The sequence below is a fragment of the Rhodococcus aerolatus genome (assembly GCF_054783215.1).
The window spans coordinates 41861-66688 of the sequence record NZ_BAAGQZ010000009.1 but is presented as its reverse complement, the minus strand read 5'-3'; the positions used below and the strand labels follow the sequence as shown (position 1 = coordinate 66688).

Annotated in this window: 22 protein-coding genes; 18 read left to right on the top strand and 4 right to left on the bottom strand. The window is 76.7% G+C overall.

Annotated features, from left to right (window positions below):
• Positions 1-2 precede the first annotated feature (2 nt).
• Genes ACYVOF_RS04930 through ACYVOF_RS04915 form a run of 4 tightly spaced genes read left to right on the top strand, consistent with a single transcriptional unit; the run spans position 3 to position 3780 of the window.
• Positions 3-866 (top strand): SCO1664 family protein, encoded by an 864-nt coding sequence (locus ACYVOF_RS04930; RefSeq protein WP_460864478.1) that lies wholly within the window; start codon positions 3-5, stop codon positions 864-866.
• Between the two features lies 1 nt (position 867).
• Positions 868-2307 carry an MFS transporter gene (locus ACYVOF_RS04925; RefSeq protein ID WP_460864411.1) on the top strand — a complete coding sequence of 480 codons (1440 nt, stop codon included), beginning with the start codon at positions 868-870 and terminating at the stop codon, positions 2305-2307.
• Positions 2308-2353: 46 nt separating this feature from the next.
• Complete coding sequence (locus tag ACYVOF_RS04920) at positions 2354-3457, top strand: M4 family metallopeptidase (protein WP_460864410.1); 1104 nt, start codon at positions 2354-2356, stop codon at positions 3455-3457.
• Positions 3458-3468: 11 nt separating this feature from the next.
• Positions 3469-3780 carry a protealysin inhibitor emfourin gene (locus ACYVOF_RS04915; RefSeq protein WP_460864409.1) on the top strand — a complete coding sequence of 104 codons (312 nt, stop codon included), beginning with the start codon at positions 3469-3471 and terminating at the stop codon, positions 3778-3780.
• 169 nt (positions 3781-3949) lie between these two features.
• Here ACYVOF_RS04915 and ACYVOF_RS04910 read toward each other — a convergent pair whose 3' ends face one another.
• Together ACYVOF_RS04910 and ACYVOF_RS04905 are read right to left on the bottom strand one after the other, a co-directional pair.
• Complete coding sequence (locus tag ACYVOF_RS04910; RefSeq protein ID WP_460864408.1) at positions 3950-4933, bottom strand: phytanoyl-CoA dioxygenase family protein; 984 nt, start codon at positions 4931-4933, stop codon at positions 3950-3952.
• A complete protein-coding gene (locus ACYVOF_RS04905) occupies positions 4924-5730 on the bottom strand; it encodes a class I SAM-dependent methyltransferase (protein ID WP_460864407.1) in 807 nt (268 codons plus the stop codon). The genes ACYVOF_RS04910 and ACYVOF_RS04905 overlap by 10 nt, the downstream gene beginning before the upstream one ends.
• Before the next feature lie 136 nt (positions 5731-5866).
• On the opposite strand from ACYVOF_RS04905, the gene ACYVOF_RS04900 reads away from it, so the two are divergent.
• The 10 genes from ACYVOF_RS04900 to ACYVOF_RS04855 all read left to right on the top strand — a co-directional run bounded on the left by ACYVOF_RS04900 (position 5867) and on the right by ACYVOF_RS04855 (position 18995).
• Complete coding sequence (locus tag ACYVOF_RS04900; RefSeq protein WP_460864406.1) at positions 5867-6703, top strand: class I SAM-dependent methyltransferase; 837 nt, start codon at positions 5867-5869, stop codon at positions 6701-6703.
• Between the two features lie 73 nt (positions 6704-6776).
• Entirely contained in the window at positions 6777-8180 is a 1404-nt protein-coding gene (locus ACYVOF_RS04895) for a sigma 54-interacting transcriptional regulator (protein ID WP_460864405.1), read from the top strand.
• A 25-nt stretch (positions 8181-8205) separates the two neighbouring features.
• A complete protein-coding gene (locus ACYVOF_RS04890; protein ID WP_460864404.1) occupies positions 8206-10179 on the top strand; it encodes a hypothetical protein in 1974 nt (657 codons plus the stop codon).
• A 29-nt stretch (positions 10180-10208) separates the two neighbouring features.
• Positions 10209-11552, top strand: a complete 1344-nt coding sequence (locus ACYVOF_RS04885) for a hypothetical protein (RefSeq protein WP_460864403.1) — start codon at positions 10209-10211, stop codon at positions 11550-11552.
• Positions 11549-12586, top strand: coding sequence for a hypothetical protein (locus ACYVOF_RS04880; protein ID WP_460864402.1), 1038 nt, complete (start codon positions 11549-11551; stop codon positions 12584-12586). The genes ACYVOF_RS04885 and ACYVOF_RS04880 overlap by 4 nt, the downstream gene beginning before the upstream one ends.
• The gene (locus tag ACYVOF_RS04875) at positions 12583-12981 is read left to right on the top strand and encodes a hypothetical protein (protein WP_460864401.1); all 399 of its coding nucleotides are present in this window, start codon (positions 12583-12585) and stop codon (positions 12979-12981) included. Before ACYVOF_RS04880 ends, ACYVOF_RS04875 begins: the two co-directional genes overlap by 4 nt.
• A 28-nt stretch (positions 12982-13009) precedes the next feature.
• Complete coding sequence (locus ACYVOF_RS04870) at positions 13010-14284, top strand: MFS transporter (protein ID WP_460864400.1); 1275 nt, start codon at positions 13010-13012, stop codon at positions 14282-14284.
• A 10-nt stretch (positions 14285-14294) separates the two neighbouring features.
• Positions 14295-15560, top strand: a complete 1266-nt coding sequence (gene mshC, locus ACYVOF_RS04865; protein ID WP_460864399.1) for a cysteine--1-D-myo-inosityl 2-amino-2-deoxy-alpha-D-glucopyranoside ligase — start codon at positions 14295-14297, stop codon at positions 15558-15560.
• Between the two features lie 7 nt (positions 15561-15567).
• Positions 15568-17043, top strand: a complete 1476-nt coding sequence (locus ACYVOF_RS04860; protein ID WP_460864398.1) for a fused MFS/spermidine synthase — start codon at positions 15568-15570, stop codon at positions 17041-17043.
• 98 nt (positions 17044-17141) lie between these two features.
• Positions 17142-18995 carry an ABC transporter ATP-binding protein gene (locus ACYVOF_RS04855; protein ID WP_460864477.1) on the top strand — a complete coding sequence of 618 codons (1854 nt, stop codon included), beginning with the start codon at positions 17142-17144 and terminating at the stop codon, positions 18993-18995.
• 105 nt (positions 18996-19100) lie between these two features.
• Here ACYVOF_RS04855 and ACYVOF_RS04850 read toward each other — a convergent pair whose 3' ends face one another.
• Together ACYVOF_RS04850 and ACYVOF_RS04845 are read right to left on the bottom strand one after the other, a co-directional pair.
• Positions 19101-19553 carry an SRPBCC family protein gene (locus ACYVOF_RS04850; RefSeq protein WP_460864397.1) on the bottom strand — a complete coding sequence of 151 codons (453 nt, stop codon included), beginning with the start codon at positions 19551-19553 and terminating at the stop codon, positions 19101-19103.
• Positions 19550-20929, bottom strand: a complete 1380-nt coding sequence (locus tag ACYVOF_RS04845; protein WP_460864396.1) for a TrpB-like pyridoxal phosphate-dependent enzyme — start codon at positions 20927-20929, stop codon at positions 19550-19552. The genes ACYVOF_RS04850 and ACYVOF_RS04845 overlap by 4 nt, the downstream gene beginning before the upstream one ends.
• A gap of 105 nt (positions 20930-21034) precedes the next feature.
• On the opposite strand from ACYVOF_RS04845, the gene ACYVOF_RS04840 reads away from it, so the two are divergent.
• Genes ACYVOF_RS04840 through ACYVOF_RS04825 form a run of 4 tightly spaced genes read left to right on the top strand, consistent with a single transcriptional unit; the run spans position 21035 to position 24810 of the window.
• Positions 21035-22102 (top strand): type III polyketide synthase, encoded by a 1068-nt coding sequence (locus ACYVOF_RS04840; protein ID WP_460864395.1) that lies wholly within the window; start codon positions 21035-21037, stop codon positions 22100-22102.
• 10 nt (positions 22103-22112) lie between these two features.
• Positions 22113-22619 carry an isoprenylcysteine carboxyl methyltransferase family protein gene (locus ACYVOF_RS04835; protein ID WP_460864476.1) on the top strand — a complete coding sequence of 169 codons (507 nt, stop codon included), beginning with the start codon at positions 22113-22115 and terminating at the stop codon, positions 22617-22619.
• 44 nt (positions 22620-22663) lie between these two features.
• On the top strand, positions 22664-23683 hold the full coding sequence (locus tag ACYVOF_RS04830) for an NAD(P)/FAD-dependent oxidoreductase (protein WP_460864394.1): 1020 nt from the start codon (positions 22664-22666) through the stop codon (positions 23681-23683).
• Positions 23680-24810: a geranylgeranyl reductase family protein gene (locus ACYVOF_RS04825; protein WP_460864393.1), complete on the top strand. Its 1131-nt coding sequence runs from the start codon at positions 23680-23682 to the stop codon at positions 24808-24810. The genes ACYVOF_RS04830 and ACYVOF_RS04825 overlap by 4 nt, the downstream gene beginning before the upstream one ends.
• Positions 24811-24828 lie beyond the last annotated feature (18 nt).

The window sequence follows — 24828 nt, the reverse complement described above, 5'->3', positions numbered from 1 at the left end:
AGCTGCCCGCGGGGGACGTCGCCGAGGTGCTGCGCCACGGCGAGCTCGAGATCACCGGTCGGCTCGTCGAGGCCAGCAACGCGACGCTGCTGTGCACCGCCACCCTCGACGGGGTGAGCACCCCGTGCGTCTACAAGCCGGTGCGCGGCGAGCGGCCGCTGTGGGACTTCCCCGACGGCACCCTGGCCGGCCGCGAGGTCGCCTCCTACCTCATCTCCGACGCCACCGGGTGGGACGTGGTGCCCACGACGGTGCTGCGCTCCGGCCCGCTCGGCGAGGGCATGGTGCAGCGCTGGGTGGACACCGCCGCCGCCACGATCTCCGACGTCGACGACCGGGACGACGGTGCCGGGCACGGCATCACGGTGGTGGAGGAGGAGCTCGACGGCGACGACCTCGTCGTGCTGTGCCCGCCGCGGGAGGTGCCCGCCGGGTACCGCACCGTGCTGCGCGCCCAGGACTGGTCCGGGGAGCGGGTGGTGCTCGCCCACGCCGACGACGCGCGGCTGCGGCGGATGGCCGTGCTCGACGTGGTGCTCAACAACGCCGACCGCAAGGGCGGGCACGTCCTGGCCGCCCTCGACGGCGCCGTGCACGGGGTGGACCACGGCATCTGCCTGCACGCCCAGCACAAGCTGCGCACCGTGCTGTGGGGCTGGGCCGGGGAGGACGTCGGCGACGAGGCCGTCGAGGTGCTCTCCCGGCTGGCCGCGCAGCTGCACGGCGCGCTCGGGGACACGCTGCACGAGCACCTGACCGTGCGCGAGGTCGCCGCCGTCGAGCGCCGGGTCCGCCGGCTGCTGGCCGACCGCGAGCTGCCCTCGCCCAGCGGGGAGCGCCCGGCCATCCCGTGGCCCGCGTTCTGAGGTGAGCACCCCCGGCCTGGTCCGCACCGGCACCGCCCGGGGGCGCTGGGTGCTGCTCGCCACCATCCTCGGCTCCGGGGTGGCCTCGCTCGACGCGACCGTGGTCAACGTGGCGCTGGAGACGATCGGGCGCGACCTGGGCACCGGGTTCGCCGGGCTGCAGTGGACGCTGAACGGCTACACGCTCACCCTGGCCGCGCTGATCCTGCTCGGCGGGTCGCTGGGCGACCGCTACGGCCGGCGCCGGGTGTTCCTCGTCGGGCTGGTGTGGTTCGCGCTGGCGTCGTTGCTGTGCGGGCTGGCGTGGAACATCGAGGTGCTGGTGGCGGCGCGGGCGCTGCAGGGGGTGGGCGGGGCGCTGCTCACCCCGGGCAGCCTGGCCCTGATCTCGGCCAGCTTCGACCACCGCGACCGCGGGGCCGCCGTCGGCGCGTGGTCCGGACTGGGCGGGGTGGCCGGGGCCGTCGGGCCGTTCGTCGGCGGCTGGCTCGTCGACCAGGTCACCTGGCGGGCGGTGTTCCTCATCAACCTCCCGCTGGCCGCGGTGGTGCTGTGGGTGACGCTGCGCCACGTGCCGGAGAGCCGGGACACCGACGAGGTCCCCGCCCTCGACCTCGGTGGCGCCGCGCTGGCCGCGCTCGGCCTCGGGCTGCTGACCTACGGCGTGATCGGCGGCTCCTGGGCGGCCGGGCTGGGCGGGGTGGCGGTGCTGGTGGTGTTCGTCCTCGTCGAGCGGCGCAGCACGCACCCGCTGGTGCCGCTGGAGCTGTTCGCCTCCCGGCTGTTCGTGGCCGCGAACCTCGTCACCCTGGTGGTGTACGCGGCCATCAGCAGCGTGTTCTTCCTGCTGGTGCTGCAGCTGCAGGTGGTCAGCGGGTACTCCGCGCTGGCCGCCGGCGCCGCCGCGCTGCCCGTCACCGTGCTCATGCTGCTGCTCTCCGCGCGGGCCGGGCGGGTGGCGCAGCGGACCGGGCCGCGGCTGCCGATGACGGCCGGGCCGCTCGTCGCCGCCGCGGGCCTGCTGCTCCTGCTGCGGGTGGGGGCGGACGCCTCGTACCTGACCGACGTGCTGCCCGCCGTGGTCGTGTTCGGCCTGGGCCTGGCTACGATGGTCGCCCCGCTGACCGCGACCGTGCTCGGGGCGGCCCCGGACCACCTGGCGGGCACCGCGTCCGGGGTGAACAACGCCGTCGCCCGGACCGCGGGGCTGCTGGCCGTCGCCGCGCTGCCCGTGCTGGCCGGGCTCACCGGTGACGCCTACACCGACGCGGGCGCGTTCGGCCCCGGCTTCCGGGTGGCCATGACGATCGCGGCCGGGCTGCTGGTGGCCGGGGCGGCGGTGGCCGCGGCGCTGGTCCGCACCCCCGGGGCCGACGAGCCGGCCGTGCCGGTCGCCCCCGCCGGGCCGTGCGGGCCCGCGCACCACCCCGGCGCGGCCTGACGCGTCCGTCCCCGGACTGTCGGGGTGCGGGCGCACCATGGGACCCATGATGAGGAGCCAGCGCCCCGCCCCCGTCCGCCACGGTGTCGTCCGGCACGGTGTCGTCCGGCACGGTGTCGTCCCGCCGTTCCTGCTGCGGCGCATCGCCGAGGCGCCCGCCCGTGCGTCGGCCCGCGGCGGTGACCTCGCCGCCCGCGCCCGGGCCACCCTCGAGCTCGACGCGGCCATGCGGGCGGGCCGCGTCGGCGCCCGGCCCACCGCCACCGCGGCCGCGGGGCTGCAGCGGGCGATCCACGACACCCACGGCACCCAGGAGCTGCCCGGGGACCTCGTGCGCGCCGAGGGGGCCGCCACGACCGGGGACGCCGCCGCGGACGAGGCCTACGACGGCCTCGGCGACACCTACCGGCTCTACGACGAGGTGTACGGCCGCTCGAGCCTGGACGGGAAGGGCCTGCGGCTCGACGCGACCGTCCACTACGGGCAGGGCTACGACAACGCGTTCTGGGACGGCACGCAGATGGTGTTCGGCGACGGGGACGGCGAGGTGTTCCGCCGCTTCACGATCTCGGTCAGCGTCATCGGCCACGAGCTGACCCACGGGTTCACCCAGCTCACCGCGGGGCTGGACTACCAGGGGCAGTCGGGGGCGCTCAACGAGTCGGTGTCCGACGTGTTCGGCGTGCTCGTCGAGCAGCACGCGCTCGGCCAGACCGCGGAGCAGGCGACCTGGCTGGTCGGGCAGGGGCTGTTCACCCCCGCGGTGCAGGGCCGGGCGCTGCGCGACATGGCCGCGCCGGGCACCGCCTACGACGACGACGTGCTGGGCCGCGACCCGCAGCCGGCGACGATGGCCGGCTACGTCGAGACCACAGAGGACAACGGCGGGGTGCACCTCAACTCGGGCATCCCGAACAAGGCGTTCCAGGTCGCGGCCACCACCCTGGGCGGTCCGGCGTGGGAGCGGGCCGGGCAGGTCTGGTTCGACGTGATGACGGGGGGCACACTGGCGGCGGACGTCGACTTCGCCGGCTTCGCGGCCGCCACCGTCGCCGCGGCCGGGGAGCGCTACGGGGCCCGCTCGGCGGAGCAGCAGGCGGTGCGGGCCGGGTGGGGCGAGGTCGGGGTGCCGGTCACGTCGAAGGCCTGAGGAGGTCGGGGGTGCGCATCGAGGTGAGCCGCTCCGGTGGGGTGGCCGGGATGACCCGCCGCGGCGTGGTCGAGACCGAGGCGGCGGCCGACCCCGCCGGGTGGCAGGAGCTGGTGCGGGCCGCGCTGCCCCCCGACCCGCCGCCCCCGGCCGACCCCGCGGTGCGTGACGGGTTCACCTGGTCGATCAGCATCGTCACCACCCACGTCGAGAGCGCCGCGCCCGACACCACGCACGTCGAGCTGGGCGACACCCAGCTGGCCGGACCGCTGCGGACCCTGGCCGAGCGGGCGCTGCGCGAGGGCGCCCCCCGCCGGTCCTGATCCCCCCGCCGCCACCCCGCGACCCCCAGCCACCGCAGAGTGCGCCCGGCGCGGTCCCGCTTCGCCCAGAACACCGCACAGTGCGCCCGGCGCGGTCCCGCGGCGCCCAGGACACCGCAGAGTGCGCCCGGCGCGGCCGCGGCGGCCGCCGCGGCGGCCACGGGGAGGGCTAGGAGCGGCCGACCACGGGGTTGAGCGGGCTGGCCGCGACCGCACCCGGCGCGGTGTCGGGGATGAAGTCCCGCCAGGCGCCGCTGATCATCGTGGGGGAGTCCACGACCCGGGCCCCGTCGGCGTAGTACGTCGTGGCCAGGGCGCGACGCGGCTGCGTGGTGCGGTTGGGCCCCGCGGTGTGGAAGCACAGCGAGGAGTGGAACGACACCTCGCCCACCTCGTACGGCCCGTCCTCGACGGCGACGCCCTCGGTGCCGAAACGCTGGGACACGGCCACGTCGTAGGTGGTGCCGACCTTGTCGAACTCCAGGCCCTCCAGCACCCCCCGCAGGTCCGCGCCCCGGGCGAACGACAGCGGACCCATCGGGGCGGGGATGGCCGAGACGGGCATCCACGCGGTGACCGCCTGGGTCGAGGCGATCGGGAAGTGCTCGTCGTCGTGGTGCCACGGGGTGCGCCCGCAGCCGGGCTCCTTGCTCAACGCGTTGTCGTGGTAGATCCGCACCGCGTCCTCGCCCAGCAGGGTCGCCGCGATGCCGCCCAGGCGCGGGGACGTCGCGACCAGCCGCATGAGGTCGTCGTGCAGCCACATCTGCTCCAGCGCCGTGAAGCGCCCGGCGGTGTCCTCACCGTGCTCCGCGCGCAGCAGCTCGGCGAGCCGCTCGGCGAGCCTGCGCACCACGGGCGCGGTCAGCACCCCGGGCAGCTTGACGAACGCCTCCGCCCGGAACGCGGCCACGGCCTCGGCGGGCACCGCGTAGGGCTCGCTGAGCAGGACGGCGACCTCCTCGTCGGTGGCCGCGGGCACGTCGGGCAGGCCCGGGCCGTCGACGAGCGGCCCTGCGGCCTCCGGGTTCTCGGCCAGGGTGACGTACCAGTCCCACCACTGCTGGTCGTCACCGGCCCACTCGGTGTGGATGCCCTCGCCGCGGTTGGCCTCGGGCAGCAGGTCGTTCGAACCGGAGGAGCTCAGAGCCACAGCAGGACCGCCTCGTGGGTGAAGGTGTAGGTGCCGTCGGTGCCACGGCAGCCGGCCAGGTAGTCGCCCAGCACCGGGGCGGCCTCCATCTCGTCGAGGCTCACGGAGTCGTCGAACGCGCAGCGCTGCAGGAAGCCCTCGGCCACGGCGCGGTCGTCGGTCGAGGTCGTGTAGTGCACCCGCTGGTCGCGCACCGTCGCGCCGGCGGCGGCCAGTGCGTCGCGGACCTGCTCGCCGGTGGTGTACGGCGCCACGGCGGCGGCGGCGGGGATGCCGGCCCGGTACGCGTCGTAGAAGGCCAGGTAGTGCGACGTGGCCGCGGCCTGGGCGACGAACCCGAACCCGCCCGGGGCGATCGCGGCGACGAAGCGCTCCGCCGCCACCCCGAGCTCGTCGGGCGGCAGGGCGTAGAGCGCGTGGGTGGCCCACACGACGTCCCACGGCTCGCGCTGCGGCAGGTCCTGCAGCGTCACCACCAGGTCCTCACCCGGGGTGAACGGGGCGGCGAGCGCGGCGCGGGCCTCGGCGACGGAGAACGCCGACGGGTCGAGCAGGTCGACGGTGATCGCCGGCTCGGGCGGCAGCGAGTCCCGCACCAGGGCGGTGGGGAACTTGCCGGAGCCGCAGGCCACGTCGAGCACCCGGGAGCGCCCGGCCAGCAGCGCCGGCCAGTCGGCGGCCGCCGCGAGCTGCCGGTAGTCCTCCGTGGCGAGGACGTAGAACGCCTCCATCTCCCGGCGGCCCTCCTCGCTCCAGTGGGCGAGGCTGCGGGCGGCGGTGTCCTGCGCGGACGACATGGGGCTCCTGGTGGTGGCGGGGGTCGCCCTGCGGGCCGGCGTGGCCCGTGGTGCGCTGTGAGCCAGACTACGGTCGGCCCCGACGGCCCGCCGGGTCCGGCAGGGGTCCCCGCGGGGTCCGGGACGGAGACCACGGGTGAGCGCCAGGCAGACCTTCGCCGACCGGGCCGCGCTCCTCGAGGAGTGGGACCCGCTGCCCCCGCTCGACGGTGACACCTACGCGCGCGGGCACCACCTGTTCGAGGCCCGCTCCGGGCAGCGCGCCGCCATCGTCGGCTGGCTCACCGACCGGCTCGCGGCGCGGCCCACCGACCGCCCGCTGCGGGTGCTCAGCGTCGGCTGCGGCGACGGCACCGTGGACGCCGCCCTCGCCACGGCCGTGCGGGCCCGCCACCCCCGCCGGCCGGTCGCCTGGACCGGGGTCGAGCCGCACGGGCCGAGCGCCACCGCCTTCCTGCGCCGCGTCGGGTCGACCGGGGCCACCACCGTCGTCCACCAGGGCCGCTTCCCGGAGGACCTGCCCGCCGGGACCGGACGCTTCGACGTCGTCACGTTCGTCCACTCGCTGTACTACGTCCGCGACGTGGCCGAGTCCGTGCGTGCCGCGGTGGCCCACCTCGTGCCGGGCGGGGAACTGCTGGTGCTGCACGCCCCCCGCGGCGAGCTGAACCAGGTCGCGGCCGCGCTGGCGCCCGAGACCGGGGGGCACCCCCAGTGGTGGGACGAGACGGTGCGCGCCGCCCTGCAGGACTGCGCGCGGGCGGGGCGGCTCGGCCTCGCCGAGGAGCCGGTGACGGCCGAGGTCGACCTGACCGGGTGCGAGGAGCAGGACCCCGCCGTCCTCGAGTTCGCCGTGCAGGCCCGCCTGGCCGGGCACCGCCGCGCGGAGGTCCTGGCCCTGCTCGCCTCGGCCAGCACCGACCCCGACCGCGTCGTCCTGCCGCACCCGGTGTGCGCCTTCACCCTCGCCTGACACGGTTCGCCGGGGGCGAACACCGGCCCGCTCGGTCGCGCGGTGTCCGTCGCACGCTCGTAGCGTGGTCGGGGTGAGTGCCCCCAGCGAGACCACCACCTCCGACCGTCCCACCACCCTCGGCGCCCTGCGCGCCAGCGACCACGTGCAGCGCGGGGTCAAGGACGAGATCCGCCACAACCTGCTGACCGCCCTGCGCGAGGGACGCGACCCCTGGCCCGGCATCGTCGGATTCGCCGACACGGTGCTGCCCCAGCTCGAGCGGGCCCTGCTCGCCGGGCACGACCTGGTGCTGCTCGGGGAGCGCGGCCAGGGCAAGACCCGGCTGCTGCGCACCCTGACCGGCCTGCTCGACGAGTGGACCCCCGTCATCGCGGGCGCCGAGCTCGGTGAGCACCCCTACGAGCCGATCACCCCGGCCTCGATCCGCCGCGCCGCCGAGCTCGGTGACGACCTGCCCGTGGCGTGGCGGCACCGCAGCGAGCGCTACGCCGAGAAGCTCGCCACCCCGGACACGTCCGTCGGTGACCTCGTCGGTGACGTCGACCCCGTCAAGGTGGCCGAGGGCCGCAGCCTGGGTGACCCGGAGACCATCCACTACGGCCTGGTGCCGCGCAGCCACCGCGGCATCGTCACCATCAACGAGCTGCCCGACCTGGCCGAGCGCATCCAGGTCTCGCTGCTCAACGTGATGGAGGAGCGCGACATCCAGGTGCGCGGCTACATCCTGCGGCTGCCGCTGGACGTGCTGCTGGTGGCCAGCGCCAACCCGGAGGACTACACCAACCGCGGTCGCATCATCACCCCGCTCAAGGACCGCTTCGGCGCCGAGGTGCGCACCCACTACCCCCTCGAGCTGGGCGACGAGATCGACGTCATCGCCCAGGAGGCGGACCTGGTGGCGACGCTGCCGGACCACCTGCTCGAGGCCATCGCCCGGTTCACCCGCAACCTGCGGGAGTCCACCTCGATCGACCAGCGCTCCGGGGTGTCGGCGCGGTTCGCCGTGGCCGCCGCGGAGACGGTCGCCGCCGCCGCGCTGCGCCGCTCGGCCCTGCTGGGGGAGGAGACCCCGGTGGCCCGGGTCGGTGACCTCGGCGCGGTGCCCGACGTGCTGCGCGGCAAGCTCGAGTTCGAGTCCGGCGAGGAGGGCCGCGAGGACGAGGTCCTCGAGCACCTGCTGCGCCGCTCGGTGGCCGAGACCGCCCGCGCCGCCCTCGGCGGCATCGACCTCGGCCCCCTGGTCAAGGCGCTGGAGCAGGGCCGGCCGGTGGTCTCCGGGGACGCCGTGGCCGTCGCGGACCTGCTGGGGTCGCTGCCCTCGGTGCCGGTGCTCCGGGAGATCGAGGCCCGGCTCGACGCCGACACCGACGGCGAGCGCGCCGCCGCGGCCGAGCTGGCCCTCGAGGGGCTCTACCTGGCGCGCCGGGTCTCCAAGGAGTCCGACGACGCCGGCAACACCCGCTACTCGTCCTGACCACCACCACGGGGGAGGCCCGCCCATGAGCGAGGAAGCACGCCGGCGCGCCCGGCGCTACGCCTACGGCCGGTTCAGCGGCGGCCCCGACCCGCTGGCCCCACCCGTGGACCTGCGCGAGGCGCTCGACGCCATCGGCGAGGACGTCCTCGGCGGCACCAGCCCGCGGCGCGCGCTGCGGGAGATGATGCGCCGCGGCACGCAGAGCACGACCGGGCTCGACGAGCTGCGCCGCCAGGCCAACGCCCGGCGCAAGCAGCTGCTGCGCGAGACCAACCTCGACGGCACGCTGCAGGAGGTCCAGGAGCTGCTGGAGCGCGCCGTCACCGAGGAGCGCAAGCAGCTGGCCCGCGACCTCGACGACGAGGCCCGCTTCGCCGAGATGCAGCTCGAGGCGCGCAGCCCGTCCACCGCGCAGGCCGTCCGCGAGCTCAGCGACTACGACTGGCGCTCCAGCCAGGCCCGGGAGGACTTCGAGAAGATCAAGGACCTGCTGGGCCGCGAGCTGCTCGAGGAGCGGTTCCAGGGCATGAAGCAGGCCCTGGAGGGCGCCACCGACGAGGACCGCCGCCGCGTGAACGACATGCTGCGCGACCTCAACGAGCTGCTCGCCGAGCACGCCCGCGGCGACGACACCAGCCAGTCCTTCGACGAGTTCATGGCCAAGCACGGGGACTTCTTCCCCGACCAGCCCAGCACGGTCGAGGAGCTGCTGGACTCGCTGGCCCGGCAGGCCGCGGCCGCGCAGCGGACCCGCAACTCCATGACCCCCGAGCAGCGCGCCGAGCTCGACCAGCTCGCGCAGCAGGCGTTCGGCAGCCCCGAGCTGGCCGACCAGCTCTCCCAGCTCGACGGGATGCTGCGCACCCTGCGCCCGGGCGAGGACTGGGACGGCTCGGCCGACCCGCAGGGCCAGCAGGGGATGGGCCTGGGCGAGGCCACCCAGGCGATGGCCGAGATCGGCGAGCTCGAGCAGCTGGGGGAGTCGCTGAGCCAGGCCTACCCCGGGGCGCGGATGGAGGACGTCGACCTCGACGCCCTGGAGCGCGCGCTGGGCCCGCAGGCCGCGGCCGATGCGCGGACGCTCGCAGAGCTGGAGCGGGCGCTGGCCGAGCAGGGCTACCTCGACCGGGCCCCGGACGGGTCGTGGCGGCTCTCCCCGCGGGCCATGCGCCGGCTCGGGCAGACCGCGCTGCGCGACGTCGCCGACCAGCTCTCGGGCCGGCGCGGGGAGCGCGAGACCCGTCGCGCCGGCGCCGCCGGTGACCCCACCGGGGCCAGCCGGGAGTGGCAGTTCGGCGACTCCGAGCCCTGGGACACCACCCGCACCGTCACCAACGCGGTGCTGCGCCGGGCCGGGGACGGCGGGAACGGACCCGTCACCCTCGACGTCCGCGACATGGAGGTCATCGAGACCGAGCAGCGCAGCCAGGCCGCGGTCGCGCTGCTCGTGGACACCTCGTTCTCCATGGTCATGGAGGGCCGGTGGGTGCCGATGAAGCGCACCGCCCTGGCCCTGCACCACCTGGTGAGCACCCGGTTCCGCGGGGACGCGCTGACCCTGATCGGGTTCGGCCGCCACGCGCGGTCGCTGACCCCCGAGGAGCTGGCCGGTCTCGACGGCGCCTACGAGCAGGGCACCAACCTGCACCACGCCCTGGTCCTCGCCGGGCGGCACCTGCGCCGGCACCCCAACGCGCAGCCCGTCGTCATGGTGGTCACCGACGGCGAGCCGACCGCGCACCTCGAGCCGGACGGCCACGCCTTCTTCGACTACCCGCCCCACCCGGAGACGCTGGGCCTGACGGTCCGCGAGCTCGACGCCGTGGCCCGCCTCGGCGCGCAGGTGACGATCTTCCGGCTCGGCGACGACCCGTCGCTGGCCCGGGTGGTCGACGGCCTGGCCCGCCGGGTGGGGGGACGGGTGGTCGCACCGGACCTCGACGGCCTCGGCGCCGCCGTGGTGGGGGACTACCTGCGGGCGCGCAGACGCCGCTGAACGGACACCCCCGGCGATAGGGTGCGCCGGTGCGGGAACGGACGCAGGGGGTCATCGGCCTGCTCACCGGCCTGCTCGTGATCCCGCTCGTGGTCACGGTCGTGGTGGTCCTGGCGGGCCGCGGCAGCAGCACCGACACCGGCACCGACCCCTTCCCGGGGGTGACGACGGTCGACCCCGCGGCCCCCGGCACCGACCCCGTGGTGGCGCTGTGGCCGCGGGTGCTGGCCGAGCAGGTGGTGACGGCGCCGGGCGCGGTCGCGCGCTTCGACCCCGCGGCCGTGCTCCCCGAGCTCGGCCGCACCCACGTGCTGCTCGCCCCGCCCGACCCGGCGACGCGCGGGGACCACTACGACCGCGTGATCGGCCCGCTCACCGATCTCGCCCGCGACGCCGACCTCGACGTGCTCCTCGTCACGGGGCTCACCGTGCACGTGGTGCGCGGCTCCGGGCCCGGCCTGGGCAGCCCCGCCCCGAGCGGGCTGGCCGGGCTGCAGGTGCTGCTGGGCAGCTCTGACGTCACCGACCTGCTCGTGCTCGGTGCCCGCTCGGTGGCCGACCCCGACACCCCGGGCACCGCCGACCCGGTGCCGCGCACGCCGGTGGCCGACGAGGCCGAGGCCGCCCCGGTCGTCGCCGGGCTGCGCGCGGGCCGGCAGTGGACGGCCCCGGGTGCGGACCCGCCGACGCAGGACCCGGGGGCCGCGGTGCGCGGGGTGGGGGTGCGGGTGGCCTACCTGCCGCCGGCCGCGCTCGGCGCGCCGCAGCCCGACCTGCTGCCCGCCCTGACCGCCGCGTTCCCCGGCGAGGTCGTGGTGGTGGCGCGCGGCCGGTGGGTGGACGTCGGCGGGCCCCGGCAGGCGGTGCTCACCTCCGCCCGCGACTACGCGCTGGGCCGCGGCGAGGTCGCCTTCACCCAGTGGGGCACCCCGGTCGACCAGCTCGTCGGGCTCGTGCTGCGCCGCGTCGACCTGCTGGTCAACGCGGACCCGTTCCAGCGCGACCCGCTCGCCCCGACGACGACCGAGCGGCTGCTGGCCCGCTGGGTGCCGGTGGTGGCCCTCGGGCTGGCCGCGGTGCTGCTGGCCGGGTCCGGGGTGATCGCCGTCCGCCGGGTCCGGCGACGCACCCGGGTCGACGCCGCGGCGCTGCGGGCGGCGGCCCTGGGCGAGCTGGCGGCGCTGGACACCGAGCTGCTGGCGGCCCTGGCCGAGCCCGGTGGTCCCCGGGAGCGCTACGCCGTGGCCGCGGCGGCCGAGCGGCGCGACACCGCCCGGGCGCTGTGGGAGGCCTCGCCGGACCCGGGGACCTCCGCGGTGGTGCGCGATGCCGTGGCCGCCGCCCGGCACGCGCTCGCGGGAGCCGACCGGTGACCCGGCGCCGGGTCGTGGTGGCCGTCGTCGTGGCCCTGCTGCTCGTCGGTGCCGGGCCGGTGTGGCACCGGGTCACCACCCCTGCCGTGGTCCGCGACGCCGCCGCGACGCTGCGCACCACCTCGGTGGTGGCCGACGACCCCGCGGTGCTCGACGCCGCACGGGTGCGCCAGGTCATCGGGGACCGGCCGGTCGTGGTCGCCGGGCTGCCCGCCGCGCTGGGCGAGGAGGACCGCGACGCACGCGGCGACGCCTGCCACGCCGTGGTCCGCGCGGTGCCCGAGGCCCTGGCGGTGGTCTACACCGGCTCGGCCGGGCCCTACCTGTGCACCGGCGACGACTTCCCCCCGCCCGACGAGGGCGTCGAGAACGCGCTCGGCTCGACGACCGACAACTGGGTGTTCCGGCTCTCGATCGCCGCCGACGCCGCCTCCCGGTTCCGCACCACCCCCGACGACCCCGACCGCACGCCCGAGGTCGAGGAGCTCGTCCTCGCCTTCGACGCCGCCGTGACCGAGGACATGGCCGACGGGGTGCCGCGCCGCGAGCCGGCCGCCTCGGCGACGTCCACCGCCGTCACCCTGGCCACCCTGGCCGGGCTCGTCGCCGCCGTGGTCGCGCTGCTGCTGGGCGCGCAGCTGGGGCTGGCCCGGGTCCGGGCCCGGCGGGCCGCTGCCCGCTCCCGGCGGGTCCGGCGCCTCGAGCTGGAGAGCGGGCTCGCCGCCGTCGCCGTCGCCGTCCTGCGCGCCGGTGACGACCTGGCCGCGGCCGCGTCCACCCGCGCCGGCGCCGACCCCCGGGCGCTCGCGGCCGCCCGGGCCCGGGCCGACGTCGCCGGCCGCTACGTGCTCGCCCTCGCCGACGTCGAGGCAGCGGCCACGGAGGCCGAGCTCGACGCGGCGCAGCGCACCGTCGCCACCCTGCGCCGGGACGCGGCCGCGGTGACGGAGACGTCCCTGCCCGTCCCGGGCCCGGTCGCCGCGACACCGCGGCGGCGGCGGCGCCGGCGCGGTCGGCGGAGGGAGCACGCGTGACGGGGTGGTCGCTGGCCGTGCTGGGGCTGGCGGTGGTGGTCGCCGTGGTGACGCCGCTGCTGGCCGGGCGCGCGGGGCCCGGCCGCGGCGGGGTGGCCGGGGCGCGGTCCCGGGCCCGCTCCGCCCACGCCGAGCTCGGGCACCACGTCGAGGCCCTGCCGCCCGGGGGTGGCCCCGGCAGCGGGACCGGGGACGAGCTGCTCGCCCGGGCCCGGGAGCGGTGGACCAGCGCCGGCGCCGCACTGGCCGCGGCCCGCTCCGCCGGTGAGCTGGCCGTGGCCGAGCGCACCGCCGCCGAGGGGCTCGCGCTCGTGGCCCGGGTCTGCACGCAGCGGGGCCTGCCCGGGCCCGCGGTGCCGGAGCCGGCGGCGGGCGGTCCGCGGCGGCGCGGCTGAGGTCCGACCCGGTGGCTACCGTGGCCCGGTGACGAGAGCGGCGCCCCCCGCGGCCCCCACCGCGGCCGGGCTGGCCGCGGCCCGGCGCGGCGTGGCCGTGGCCTTCGTCCTCGCCGGGTTCGCCTTCGCCAGCTGGGCGGCGCAGATCCCGCAGGTGCGGGAGAACCTCGGACTGAGCCCGGCCGCCCTCGGCCTGCTCCTGCTGGCCATGGCCGCGGGCTCGCTCGCCGCACCCCCGCTGGCGGGCGCGGTGGTGCTGCGGCTGGGCGCGGCCCGCACCGTCGCCGTGGCCTCGGTGGTGCTGGCGGCCTCCCTCGTCGGTGCCGGGACCGGGCAGCTCGTCGGGCCCGCACCGGTCGCCGTGGCCCTGTTCGTCATGGGCTTCAGCCACGGCACCTGGGACGTGGCCATGAACGTGGCTGCCGCGGCGACCGAGCAGCAGCTGGGCCGCACGCTCATGCCCCGCTTCCACGCCGGGTTCAGCCTGGGCACCGTGCTGGGGGCGGTGAGCACCGCGGGCGTGGTCGCCGCCGGTGTCCCCGTGGTGGTGCACCTGGTGCTGGTCGGGGTCGTCGTGGCCGTGGTGGTGCCGCCCGGGAGCCGGGGCTTCCTGCCCGAGCCGCCGGCCGCCGAGGGCGCTCCCGGGGGCCGCACCGCGGTGCTGCGGGCGTGGCGGGAGCCCCGGACGCTGCTCGTGGGGGTGTTCGTGCTGTGCCTGGCGTTCACCGAGGGCACGGGCAACGACTGGCTCGCGGTCGCGGTGATCGACGGCTACGGCGCGTCGCCGACGCAGGGCTCGCTCACCTTCGCCGTGTTCGTCACCGCGATGACCACCGGGCGGTGGTTCGGCACGTCGGTCGTGGACCGGTGGGGCCGGGTCCCGGTGCTCCGCGCGTCGGCCGCCCTCGCGCTGGCCGGGCTGCTCGTGGTGGTGCTCGGCGGCGGTCTCGTCGTGGCGGTCCTCGGCGCCGTGCTGTGGGGGCTCGGGGCGTCGCTGGGTTTCCCCGTCGGGATGTCCGCCGCCGCGGACGACCCGGCCCGGGCCGCCGCACGGGTGAGCGTGGTCGCCTCCATCGCCTACACCGCGTTCCTCGCCGGCCCGCCGCTGATCGGGCTGCTGGGCGAGCACGTCGGGGTGCTGCGCGCGCTGTCGGTGGTCGCGGGGCTGCTCGTCGTCGCCGTCCTCGTCTCGGGTGCGCTGCGCCCGCTGCCCGCCGCCCAGCCCGCTGCCGGGCCCGCTGCCGGGCCTCCCGCCCAGCCCCCCGCCGAGCCCACGGGGAGCGCCGGCGCCGGGCGTCGATAGGGTGGCCGGAATGAAGTCCTGGTCCGACGCCGTCGTCCCCGCCGTCGCCGGGGGCGCCCCGCCGCTGCGGCTGCACGACACCGCCGACGGCGTCGTCCGCCCCCTCGGTGCCGGGCCCACCGCGCGGATGTACGTCTGCGGCATCACCCCCTACGACGCCACCCACCTGGGCCACGCCGCCACCTACCTGGCCTTCGACCTGGTCAACCGGGTGCTGCGCGACGGCGGGCACCAGGTCAGCTACACCCAGAACGTCACCGACGTCGACGACCCGCTGTTCGAGCGGGCCGACCGGGACGGCGAGGACTGGGTGGAGCTGGGGCGCCGCGAGACCCAGCTGTTCCGCGAGGACATGACCGCGCTGCGGGTGCTCGCCCCGGACGACTTCGTCGGCGCCGTGGAGTCCATCCCCCTGGTGGTGGAGATGGTCGAGCGGATGGTCGCCTCGGGGGCGGCGTACGTGGTCGACGACGCGACGCCCGACGTCTACTTCCGCCGCGACGCCACCCGCACCTTCGGCTACGAGTCCGGCTACGACGAGGCGACCATGGCGCGCTTCTTCGCCGAGCGCGGCGGCGACCCCGACCGGCCCGGCAAGCGCGACCCGCTCGACGCCGCCGTGTGGCGGGGCGTCCGTCCGGGTGAGCCCAGCTGGGACTCCCCGTTCGGCCCCGGGCGGCCCGGCTGGCACGTGGAGTGCGCCGCGATCGCGCTGGACCGGCTCGGCGCCGAGGTCGACGTGCAGGGCGGGGGCAGCGACCTGGTCTTCCCGCACCACGAGTTCTCCGCCGCGCACGTCGAGTCCGACCAGGGCGTGCCCCGCTTCGCCCGGCACTACGTCCACGCCGCGATGATCGGCCTGGACGGGGAGAAGATGTCGAAGTCCCGGGGCAACCTGGTGCTCGTCTCGACGCTCCGGGCCGACGGCGTCGACCCCATGGCGGTGCGGCTGGGGCTGCTGGCCGGGCACTACCGCCAGGACCGCTCCTGGAGCGACGACGTGCTCGACGAGGCCACCGCGCGGCTGGCCCGCTGGCGGACCGCGGTGGCCCGCCCGTCCGGTCCCGACGCCGACGACCTCGTCACCCGGCTGCGCACCCACCTGGCCGACGACCTCGACACCCCCCGCGCGCTCGCCGCCGTGGACGCGTGGGCCGCCGAGGGCGCCCGCGGCACCGACAGCGACACCGACCCCGACGCCCCCGGCGACGTCGCCGCGGCCGTGGACGCGCTGCTCGGTGTCGACCTGCTGGGCAGCCCCGACCCCGGCACCTGACCCGGCCGTGAGCCCCGCGCTGGCCCGCTGGGTGGTCGTCGTCTCCGGCGCCGCGATCCTCGTCGTCGAGACCCTCACCACCCGCCTCGTCGCGCCGTACGTCGGGCTGACGCTGGAGTCGACCACCGCCGCGATCGGGGTCGCGCTGCTCGGCATCGCCGCGGGGGCGGCGTGGGGCGGCCGGCTCGCCGACCGGCACCCACCGCGCCGCGTCGTCGCCGTCGCCCTGCTCACCGGGGGGCTGCTCGTGCTGGCCGTCCGCCCCGTCGTGGTCGTGCTGGGCCCGGTGCTCGGTGCGGGACCGGTGGCCACGGTGCTGCTGGTGGCGTGCTCCACGCTGCCGGCCGTGACCGCGCTGGCCACGGTCACCCCGGCCGCCACCAAGGCCCGGCTGCGCGACGTCCACGGGGCGGGCGGCGTGGTGGGTGGGCTGTCCGCGGCGGGCACGCTGGGCTCGCTGGCCGGGGTGTTCCTCACCGGGTTCGTGCTGGTCGCGCTGCTGCCCCTGGCCGCGATCCTCGCCGTCGCCGCCGCCGCGTGCCTGGTGCTCGCCGCGGTGGCGGGCCGGCCCGGGCCCCGCCCGGTGGCCGCGGCCGCCGTGGCCGCGCTGCTGCTGGGGGCCGGGCTCGTCGTGGTGCAGGGACCCTGCTCGGGGGAGTCGACGTACTACTGCGCCCGGGTGGTGGCCGGCCCGGGCAGCGCCACCGGGCGCACCCTGGTCCTCGACGACCTCGACCACTCCTACGTCGACCTCGCCGACCCCACCGTGCTGCGCTTCGCCTACACCCAGCGCATGGCCGACGCGGTCGACACCGCGTTCGCGCCCGGGGCGCCGCTGGACGCGGTGCACGTCGGTGGCGGCGGGTTCACGATGCCCCGGTGGCTGGCGGCGACCCGGCCCGGCACCCGCTCCACCGTGCTCGAGCTCGACGCCGGGGTGGTGGAGCTGGGCCGCGCCGAGCTGGGGGTCTCGACGATCCCGGGGGTGGACGTGCGCACCGGGGACGCCCGCACCGGGCTGGCGGCGCTGCCCGACGACTCCGCCGACCTCGTCGTGGGCGACGCGTTCGGCTCCCGCTCCGTGCCGTGGCACCTGGCCACCGCCGAGCTCGTCGCCGAGGTCGACCGGGTGCTGCGCCCCGGCGGGCTCTACGTGCTCAACGTCATCGACAACGACCCGCTGGACTTCCTGCGCGCCGAGGTGGCCACCGTGGCGTCGGTGCTGCCCCGCACCGGGGTGGTGGCGCGGGCGGCGCAGCTGGGCCCGGGCGGGGGCGGCAACGCGGTCGTCGTGGCCCGGGCGGGGGAGCTGGACTGGTCGGGGCTGGCCGCCCGCGCGGCCCGGCGCGAGGAGTCCCCGACGGTGCTCGACCCGGCCGCCGCCGCCACGCTCGCCGCGGGTGCCCCGGTGCTGACCGACGACCGCGCCCCCGTCGACCAGCTGCTCAACCCCTACTCCACGCGCACGGCCGCACCCCGGTAGCGGCGCGCTGCGCCGAGGGCGAACCCGGGACACCGGTGTCGGTGCGGGGCCCTACGGTTCTCCGCATGGACATGCAGTCGGCCGCGTACGGGCAGCTCATGCGCTCGACCTACTCCAGCTCGCGCGAGACCGGGAAGATCTCCCGGGAGACGGTGCGCCGGATCGGCCGCTTCGCCGCGCCCCACCGCCGCCGGCTGCTCGTCTTCGTCGTGCTCAGCGTCGTCGGGGCGGCGCTGGCCGTGGCCACCCCCGTGCTGGCCGGGCGCGTCGTCGACGGGATCGTCAACGACGCCGCCGCCGGGGTCGTCGTCGGCCTGGCCGTGCTCATCGCCGTGATCGCGCTGGCCGAGGCGGGCACCGGGCTCGCCTCGCGCTGGTTCTCCTCCCGCATCGGGGAGGGGCTCATCCTCGACCTGCGCACCGCGGTGTTCGACCACGTGCAGACGATGCCGGTGGCGTTCTTCACCCGGACCCGCACGGGCGCGCTGGTCAGCCGGCTCAACAACGACGTGCTGGGCGCGCAGCGGGCGTTCTCGGACACGTTGAGCAACGTCGTGGGCAACCTCGTCACCCTGCTGCTGACGCTGGTGGTGATGATCAGCATCTCCTGGCAGATCACGGCCCTGTCGCTGCTGCTGCTGCCGGTGTTCGTCGTGCCCGCCCGCCGGATGGGCGGCCGGCTCGCCGCGCTGTCCCGCGAGGCGGCGGACCACAACGCCCGGATGGGCAACCAGATGACGGAGCGCTTCTCCGCCCCCGGCGCGATGCTGGTCAAGCTGTTCGGGGACCCGGCCGCGGAGTCGACCGAGTTCGCCGAGCGGGCGGGCCGCGTCGCCGACATCGGGGTCCGCCGGGCCGTGCTGCAGTCCATCTTCGTCACCGCGCTGACCACGGTCTCCGCGCTCGCGCTGGCCCTGGTGTACGGCCTGGGCGGCTTCTACGCGCTGCGCGGCCAGCTCGAGGCGGGCTCGGTGGTGTCGCTGGCGCTGCTGCTCACCCGGCTCTACGCCCCGCTGACGTCGCTGTCGAGCGCACGGGTCGAGGTGATGAGCGCGCTGGTCAGCTTCGAGCGGGTCTTCGAGGTGCTCGACCTCGAGCCGATGATCCGCGACGCCCCCGACGCCCGCTCGGTGCCCGACGGCGGGGTGTCGGTGGAGCTCGAGGACGTGCACTTCGCCTACCCGTCCGCGGACAAGGTGTCGCTGGCCTCGCTGGAGGAGGTCGCCTCGCTCGACACCCGGGGCGGCGTCGAGGTGCTGCACGGGGTGTCCTTCCGCGCCGAGCCCGGCCAGCTCGTCGCGCTGGTCGGCACGTCGGGCGCCGGTAAGTCGACGATCGCCTCGCTGGTGCCCCGGCTCTACGACGTGGACTCCGGGGCGGTGCGCCTCGGCGGGGTCGACGTCCGCGAGCTCTCGGCCCGGTCGATCCGCTCGACCGTGGGCCTCGTCACCCAGGACGGGCACCTGTTCCACGAGTCCGTCCGGGCCAACCTGCGCCTCGCCGGGCCCGCCGCGAGCGACACCGAGCTGTGGGACGCGCTGCGCCGCGCGCGGCTCGAGGAGCTGGTGGCGTCGCTGCCCGACGGGCTCGACACGATCGTGGGGGAGCGCGGCTACCGGCTCTCCGGCGGGGAGCGCCAGCGCCTGACCATCGCCCGGCTGCTGCTGGCCCAGCCGCGGGTGGTCATCCTCGACGAGGCCACGGCGCACCTCGACTCGACGTCGGAGGCCGCCGTGCAGGCCGCGCTGGCCGAGGCGCTCGCCGGGCGGACGTCGGTGGTCATCGCCCACCGCCTGGCCACGGTCCGCGCGGCCGACGTCATCCTCGTCGTCGAGGACGGCCGCGTCGTGGAGCGCGGCACCCACGACGAGCTGCTCGCCGTGGACGGTCGCTACCGCGAGCTGCACGACACCCAGTTCGCCCCGCAGGAGGTCCACACCCCGGTCGGCTGAGACCCGGCCCATCACCGCGGGGCACACCCGTCCCGTCGTGGGGTGTCTGCAAGTACCACCACGATGCTGTCAGGGGTCTGCAACCACCACCACGTCGCGGGCGGCCTACGCCGCCAGGAACGACGCGAGCGCGCGCAGCCGGCGCCGCGTCTCCCACCGGAACGCGGCCAGCGCCACGGGCTCGACCACCCGGGCCGCCCACGCCGGTCGGCAGGTGAAGGTCAGCGTGTAGACGACCTCGCTGCGCCCGGCGTCGAGCGGCCGGTGCCGGATCGAGGCCGCCCAGGTGGCGAACACCGGCGGCCGGTCCACCAGCACCACCGCCGCCAGCTCGGGCCGGCGGAACGTCACGTACCGCGTCCGGAAGCTGATCCCGCCCAGGGACCGGCGCGCCGTGCACACCGCCTCGACGCCGCGGGCTGGCGTGGCGTCGTCCACCGTCACCGCTCGCCGCAGCAGGGTGTCCCACTGCAGCCGGCGGTGGTAGTCGTGCACCAGGTCGAAGCACTGCTCGACGCCGGCGGGCACCTCCTGGCGGACGACCGAGTGCGCCGTCACGCGAGCTGGGGCAGCTTCGCCAGCGCCGCGGCCACGGAGGCCTGCAGCGCCGAGTCCTCCCAGCCGGTGTCGGTGACCCTGCCGGCCAGGTAGGAGGCGTAGGCGGGCAGGTCGAGGTGGCCGTGCCCGCACAGCGCCGTGAGGATCACCTTCTCCTCGCCGGTCTCCGTGCAGCGCACCGCCTCCTCGACCGCGGCGGCCAGGGCGTGGGTGGGCTCGGGGGCGGGGACGATGCCCTCGGTGCGGGCGAACAGCACCCCGGCGGCGAAGCACTCCGTCTGCGGCTTGGCCACCGCCCCGATCTCCCCGGTCTCGTACAGGTGGCTGATCAGCGGGCTCATGCCGTGGTAGCGCAGCCCCCCGGAGTGGATCGGGTCGGGCACGAAGTCGTGTCCCAGGGTGTGCATCTTCATCAGCGGCGTCATGCCCGCGGTGTCGCCGAAGTCGTAGGCGTAGGTGCCCTGGGTCAGCGTCGGGCACGCCGAGGGCTCGACCGCCCGCACCTCGGGGCTCATCCGCCCGGCCCAGCGCTCCCGCAGGAACGGGAACATCAGCCCGCCGAAGTTCGACCCGCCCCCGGTGCAGCCGACCAGCAGGTCCGGCGTCTCCCCGACCTTGGCCAGCTGCAGCAGCGCCTCCTCGCCGATCACCGTCTGGTGCATCAGCACGTGGTTGAGCACGCTGCCCAGCGCGTAGTTCACGGCCGGCTCCTGCGCGGCGACCTCGACGGCCTCGCTGATGGCGATGCCCAGCGAGCCGGTTGATCCCGGGTCCGCGGCCAGGATCGCCCGGCCCGCAGCGGTCAGCTCGGACGGGCTGGGGTGCACGGTGCCGCCGAAGGTCTCGATCATCATGCGGCGGTACGGCTTCTGGTCGTAGGACGCCCGGACCTGCCACACCTCGCACGCCATGTCGTACTGGGCGCAGGCGAAGGCCAGCGCAGTGCCCCACTGCCCGGCCCCGGTCTCGGTGGTCAGCTTCCGCACACCGGCCTGAGCGTTGTAGTACGCCTGCGGCACCGCGGTGTTCGGCTTGTGCGAGCCGGCGGGGGAGACGCCCTCGTACTTGTAGTAGATCCGCGCGGGGGTGCCCAGCGCCTTCTCCAGCCGGTGCGCCCGGTACAGCGGGCTCGGCCGCCACAGCCGGTACACGTCGAGGACGTCGTCGGGGATGTCGACGTACTGCTCGGTCGTCATCTCCTGCTCGATGAGCGCGGGCGGGAAGAGCGGGGCGAGGTCGTCTGGACCGACGGGCTGCCCGGTGCCCGGGTGCAGGTAGGGCGGCGGCGGGGTCGGGAGGTCGTGCAGGACGTTGTACCAGCGGGTCGGCATCTCGCTCTCGTCGAGGGCGATCTTGTGCTGCTTGACGTCGGCCACGCGCGTCTCCTGGTCTCGTCCGGGTCCGGGTCGGGACGACCCTAGTGGCGTGGGGCACGGGCCGGCGGGCTCGCCGTCGGACCCGATGCCCCCTACCGTCGCCCCATGACGACTCTGGCCGCGGTGCACGGCGTCCTGCCCGAGCACACCTACCCGCAGGCCGAGATCACCGAGCTCGTCACGGAGCTGTGCCTGCCCGCCGATGGACCGTCACGCCGCGTCGCGGAGCGGTTGCACGCCAACGCCGGTGTGGCCACCCGCCACCTGGCGCTGCCGCTGCAGGGCTACCGCGGGCTGGACACCTTCACGAAGGCCAACGACGTGTTCCTCGAGGTCGCGGTGGACCTGGGCGCGCAGGCCGTCGCGGCCGCCGTGGCCGAGGCGGGGCTCGGGGTGACCGACGTCGACGTGCTCGTCTCCACCACCGTCACCGGCCTGGCCGCGCCGTCCCTGGACGCCCGGATCGCCGCGCGGCTCGGCATGCGGCCCGACGTCAAGCGGGTGCCGCTGTTCGGGCTCGGGTGCGTGGCCGGGGCCGCGGGCGTCGCGCGGCTGCACGACTACCTGCGCGGGGCGCCCGACGAGGTCGCCGTCCTGGTCTCGGTCGAGCTGTGCTCGCTGACCATCCAGCGCGACGACCCCTCCGTGGCGAACATGATCGCCTCCGGGCTGTTCGGCGACGGGGCGGCCGCGGTGGTGGCGCTGGGTGCCGACCGCGCGGCCCGGCTCGGCGCCGCGGGCCCGCGGGTGGTCGACTCCCGCTCGCACCTCTACCCGGGCACCGAGCGCGCCATGGGCTGGGACTTCGGCACCACCGGGCTGCGGATCGTGCTCGGCGCGGAGGTCCCGGACCTGGTGCGCACCTACCTCGGCGACGACGTGCGCGGCCTGCTCAAGGACCACGACCTCGACGTGGGCCACGTGGCCCGCTGGATCAGCCACCCCGGCGGACCGAAGGTCATCGAGGCCATCCAGGACGTGCTCGGGGTCGACCGTCACGAGCTGGCGCTGACCTGGGACTCGCTGCGCGACATCGGCAACCTGTCCTCGGCCAGCGTGCTGCACGTGCTGCGAGACACCCTGGCCCAGCGACCGTCCGACCCCGGGGACGTGGGGGTGCTCATGGCGATGGGGCCGGGGTTCTGCGCCGAGCTGGTGCTGCTGCAGTGGTGAGCGCGCCGTGCTGACCCTCTACGTCGTCGTCGTGCTCGCCGTGGGCGTCGAGCGGCTGCTCGAGCTCGTGGTCGCGAAGCGCAACCTGGCCTGGGCCCGGCAGCGCGGCGGCCAGGAGACCGGGTCCGGGCACTACCCGTTCATGGTCGTGCTGCACACCGGCCTGCTCGTGGGCTGCCTCGTCGAGGTGCTCGTCGCGGACCGGCCGTTCCTCCCGCTGCTGGGCTGGCCGATGCTGGTGCTGGTCCTCGCCGCGCAGGGCCTGCGCTGGTGGTGCATCCGGACCCTGGGCCCGCAGTGGAACACCCGGGTGGTCATCGTCCCCGGGATGTCGCTGGTGACCGGTGGGCCGTACCGGTTCTTCTCCCACCCCAACTACGTGGCCGTGGTCGTCGAGGGCGTGGCCCTGCCCCTGGTGCACACCGCCTGGGTGACGGCCGTGGTGTTCACCGTCCTCAACGCCGCCCTGCTCACCGTGCGCATCCGCACCGAGGACAGGGCCCTGGCCCGTGTGTGATTACTGCACCCATGACGCGAGGTTCCGCTCACAGGGCCGTGGCCGTGCGTGACGTCGTCGTGGTCGGCGGCGGGCCGGCCGGCCTCGTCACCGCCCTGCACGCCGCCCGCGCCGGCCTGGACGTCACCGTCCTGGAGCGCCGCCCCGGCCCGCTCGACAAGGCCTGCGGCGAGGGCCTCATGCCGGCCGCTCTGCGCGAGCTGGCCGCGCTCGGCGTCGACCCGCCCGGGCACGACATCACCGGCATCACCTACCGGCAGGGCAGCCGGCGCGCCGCCACCCGCTTCAGCGCCGGGCCCGGCCGCGGGGTCCGCCGCACGGCTCTGCACGCGTCGCTGCACCGGGCCGTCGCCGCGGCCGGCATCCCCGTCGAGCAGGGCCGGGCCGACGGCGTCACCCAGCACGCCGGGCACGCCGAGGTCGCCGGGCTGCGCGCCCGCTGGGTCGTCGCCGCCGACGGGCTGCACTCCCCGCTGCGCACGGCCCTGGGCCTCGACCGGACGAGCCGCACCCGGCCCCGCTGGGGGCTGCGCCGGCACTACGCGCTCGCCCCGTGGACCGACACCGTCGAGGTCACCTGGCACGGCCGTGCCGAGGCCTACGTGACGCCCGTCGACGACGGGACCGTCGGGGTCGCGGTGCTCACCGGCGCCCGCGGCGGGCTCGACGCCCAGTTGGCCTCGTTCACCGAGCTCGCCGAGCGGGTGCGCGGCGCCGAGCCGCGCTCGACCGTCCGCGGGGCCGGCCCGCTGCGGCAGGGCGCGACCGCGCGGGTCGCCGGGCGGGTGCTGCTCGTCGGCGACGCCGCCGGCTACGTCGACGCCCTCACCGGCGAGGGGATCGCGGTGGCCCTGGCCTCGGCCCGGGTGCTGGTGGAGTGCCTGGCCGCCGGGCAGCCGGAGCGCTACGAGGACGCGTGGCGCCGCGTCACCCGCACCCCCCGAGCGCTGACGGCCGGGCTGCTCGCCGCCCGCCACACCCCCGGCCTCGGGCAGGTGGTGGTCCCCGCCGCGGCCGCCCTGCCCCGGGTGTTCGGCGCCGTCGTCGACCGGCTCGCCGGGTGAGCCGCCGCCGGCAGGACCACGACGTCGACGTCCTCGTGGTGGGGGCCGGCCCGGCCGGGTCCGCCGCCGCGCTCGCCGCCCGCCGCGCCGGGCGCAGCGTGCTGCTGCTCGACGCGGCCGACTTCCCCCGCGACAAGGTGTGCGGCGACGGGGTGGCCCCGCACGCCCTCGACGTGCTCGCCGGGCTCGGGGTCGACACCACCGGCCTGGTGGCCGGGTCGGCGCCCGTCCACACCCTCGACCTGCGCTCCCCGGGCGGGGTGACGGCCCGCCGCCGCACGCAGCGCCCGGGCTGGGTGGTGCCCCGCGAGGTGCTCGACGCCCGCCTCCGGGCCGCCGCCGTCGCCGACGGGGTGCAGGTCCGCCGCCACCGGGTGCGCACGGTGCGCCCGGTGCCGGGCGGGGTCGACGTCGACGTGGTGGCCGCGGGCGTCGTCGTCGCCGCGGACGGGGCCGAGTCCGTCGTCCGCCGGCAGGCCGGGGTGCCCGCGCCGCGGGCCGGGACCGTGGCGCTCGCGATCCGCGGGTACGCCCCGAGCGGGGCCTGGCCGGCCGGCGAGCAGCTGCTGACGATGACGACGGCGCACTGGCCCGCCTACGCGTGGGCGTTCCCGGTCGGGGACGGCACCGCGAACGTCGGGTACGGCGAGCTGCTGCGGGGCGCGCCCCCGACCCGGGCGCACCTGGTGGAGCGGCTGCACGCCCTGCTGCCCGGCGTCGAGCCCACCCGGCTGCGGGCGCACCGGCTGCCGCTGTCCACCGGGCGGGTGCGCCAGCCCGACGGCCGGGTGCTGCTCGTGGGCGACGCCGCGGGGCTGGTCAACCCGGTGACGGGGGAGGGGATCTTCTACGCGGTCCTCTCCGGGGCGCTGGCGGGAGCCGCCGCCGGGGCGGACGACCCCGGCCGGGTGCTGCGCAGCTGCCTGCGGGCCGCGCTCGGCACCCACTTCCGCCACACCGACGCCCTCGCCGCGCTCACGCGGCGGCCGTGGCTGCTCGACGCCGGCATGCGCGCCGGTGCGGCCGACCAGCGGGTGTTCGACGAGGTCGTCGAGCTCGGCCTCGGCGACGGCCGGGTCGGCCCGCGGACCGGCCTGCGCGTCGCCCGCGCCGCCCTGCACGCCTGACCGGGGTCCGCATCGCGC

What these genes read in the sequence shown, in the direction of transcription:
- ACYVOF_RS04920 (WP_460864410.1), top strand. Translation starts at nt 2,354, where the DNA reads ATGATGAGGAGCCAGCGCCCCGCCCCCGTCCGCCACGGTGTCGTCCGG.
- ACYVOF_RS04905 (WP_460864407.1), bottom strand. Translation starts at nt 5,730, where the DNA reads ATGTCGTCCGCGCAGGACACCGCCGCCCGCAGCCTCGCCCACTGGAGC.
- ACYVOF_RS04890 (WP_460864404.1), top strand. Translation starts at nt 8,206, where the DNA reads ATGAGCGAGGAAGCACGCCGGCGCGCCCGGCGCTACGCCTACGGCCGG.
- mshC (WP_460864399.1), top strand. Translation starts at nt 14,295, where the DNA reads ATGAAGTCCTGGTCCGACGCCGTCGTCCCCGCCGTCGCCGGGGGCGCC.
- ACYVOF_RS04855 (WP_460864477.1), top strand. Translation starts at nt 17,142, where the DNA reads ATGCGCTCGACCTACTCCAGCTCGCGCGAGACCGGGAAGATCTCCCGG.
- ACYVOF_RS04840 (WP_460864395.1), top strand. Translation starts at nt 21,035, where the DNA reads ATGACGACTCTGGCCGCGGTGCACGGCGTCCTGCCCGAGCACACCTAC.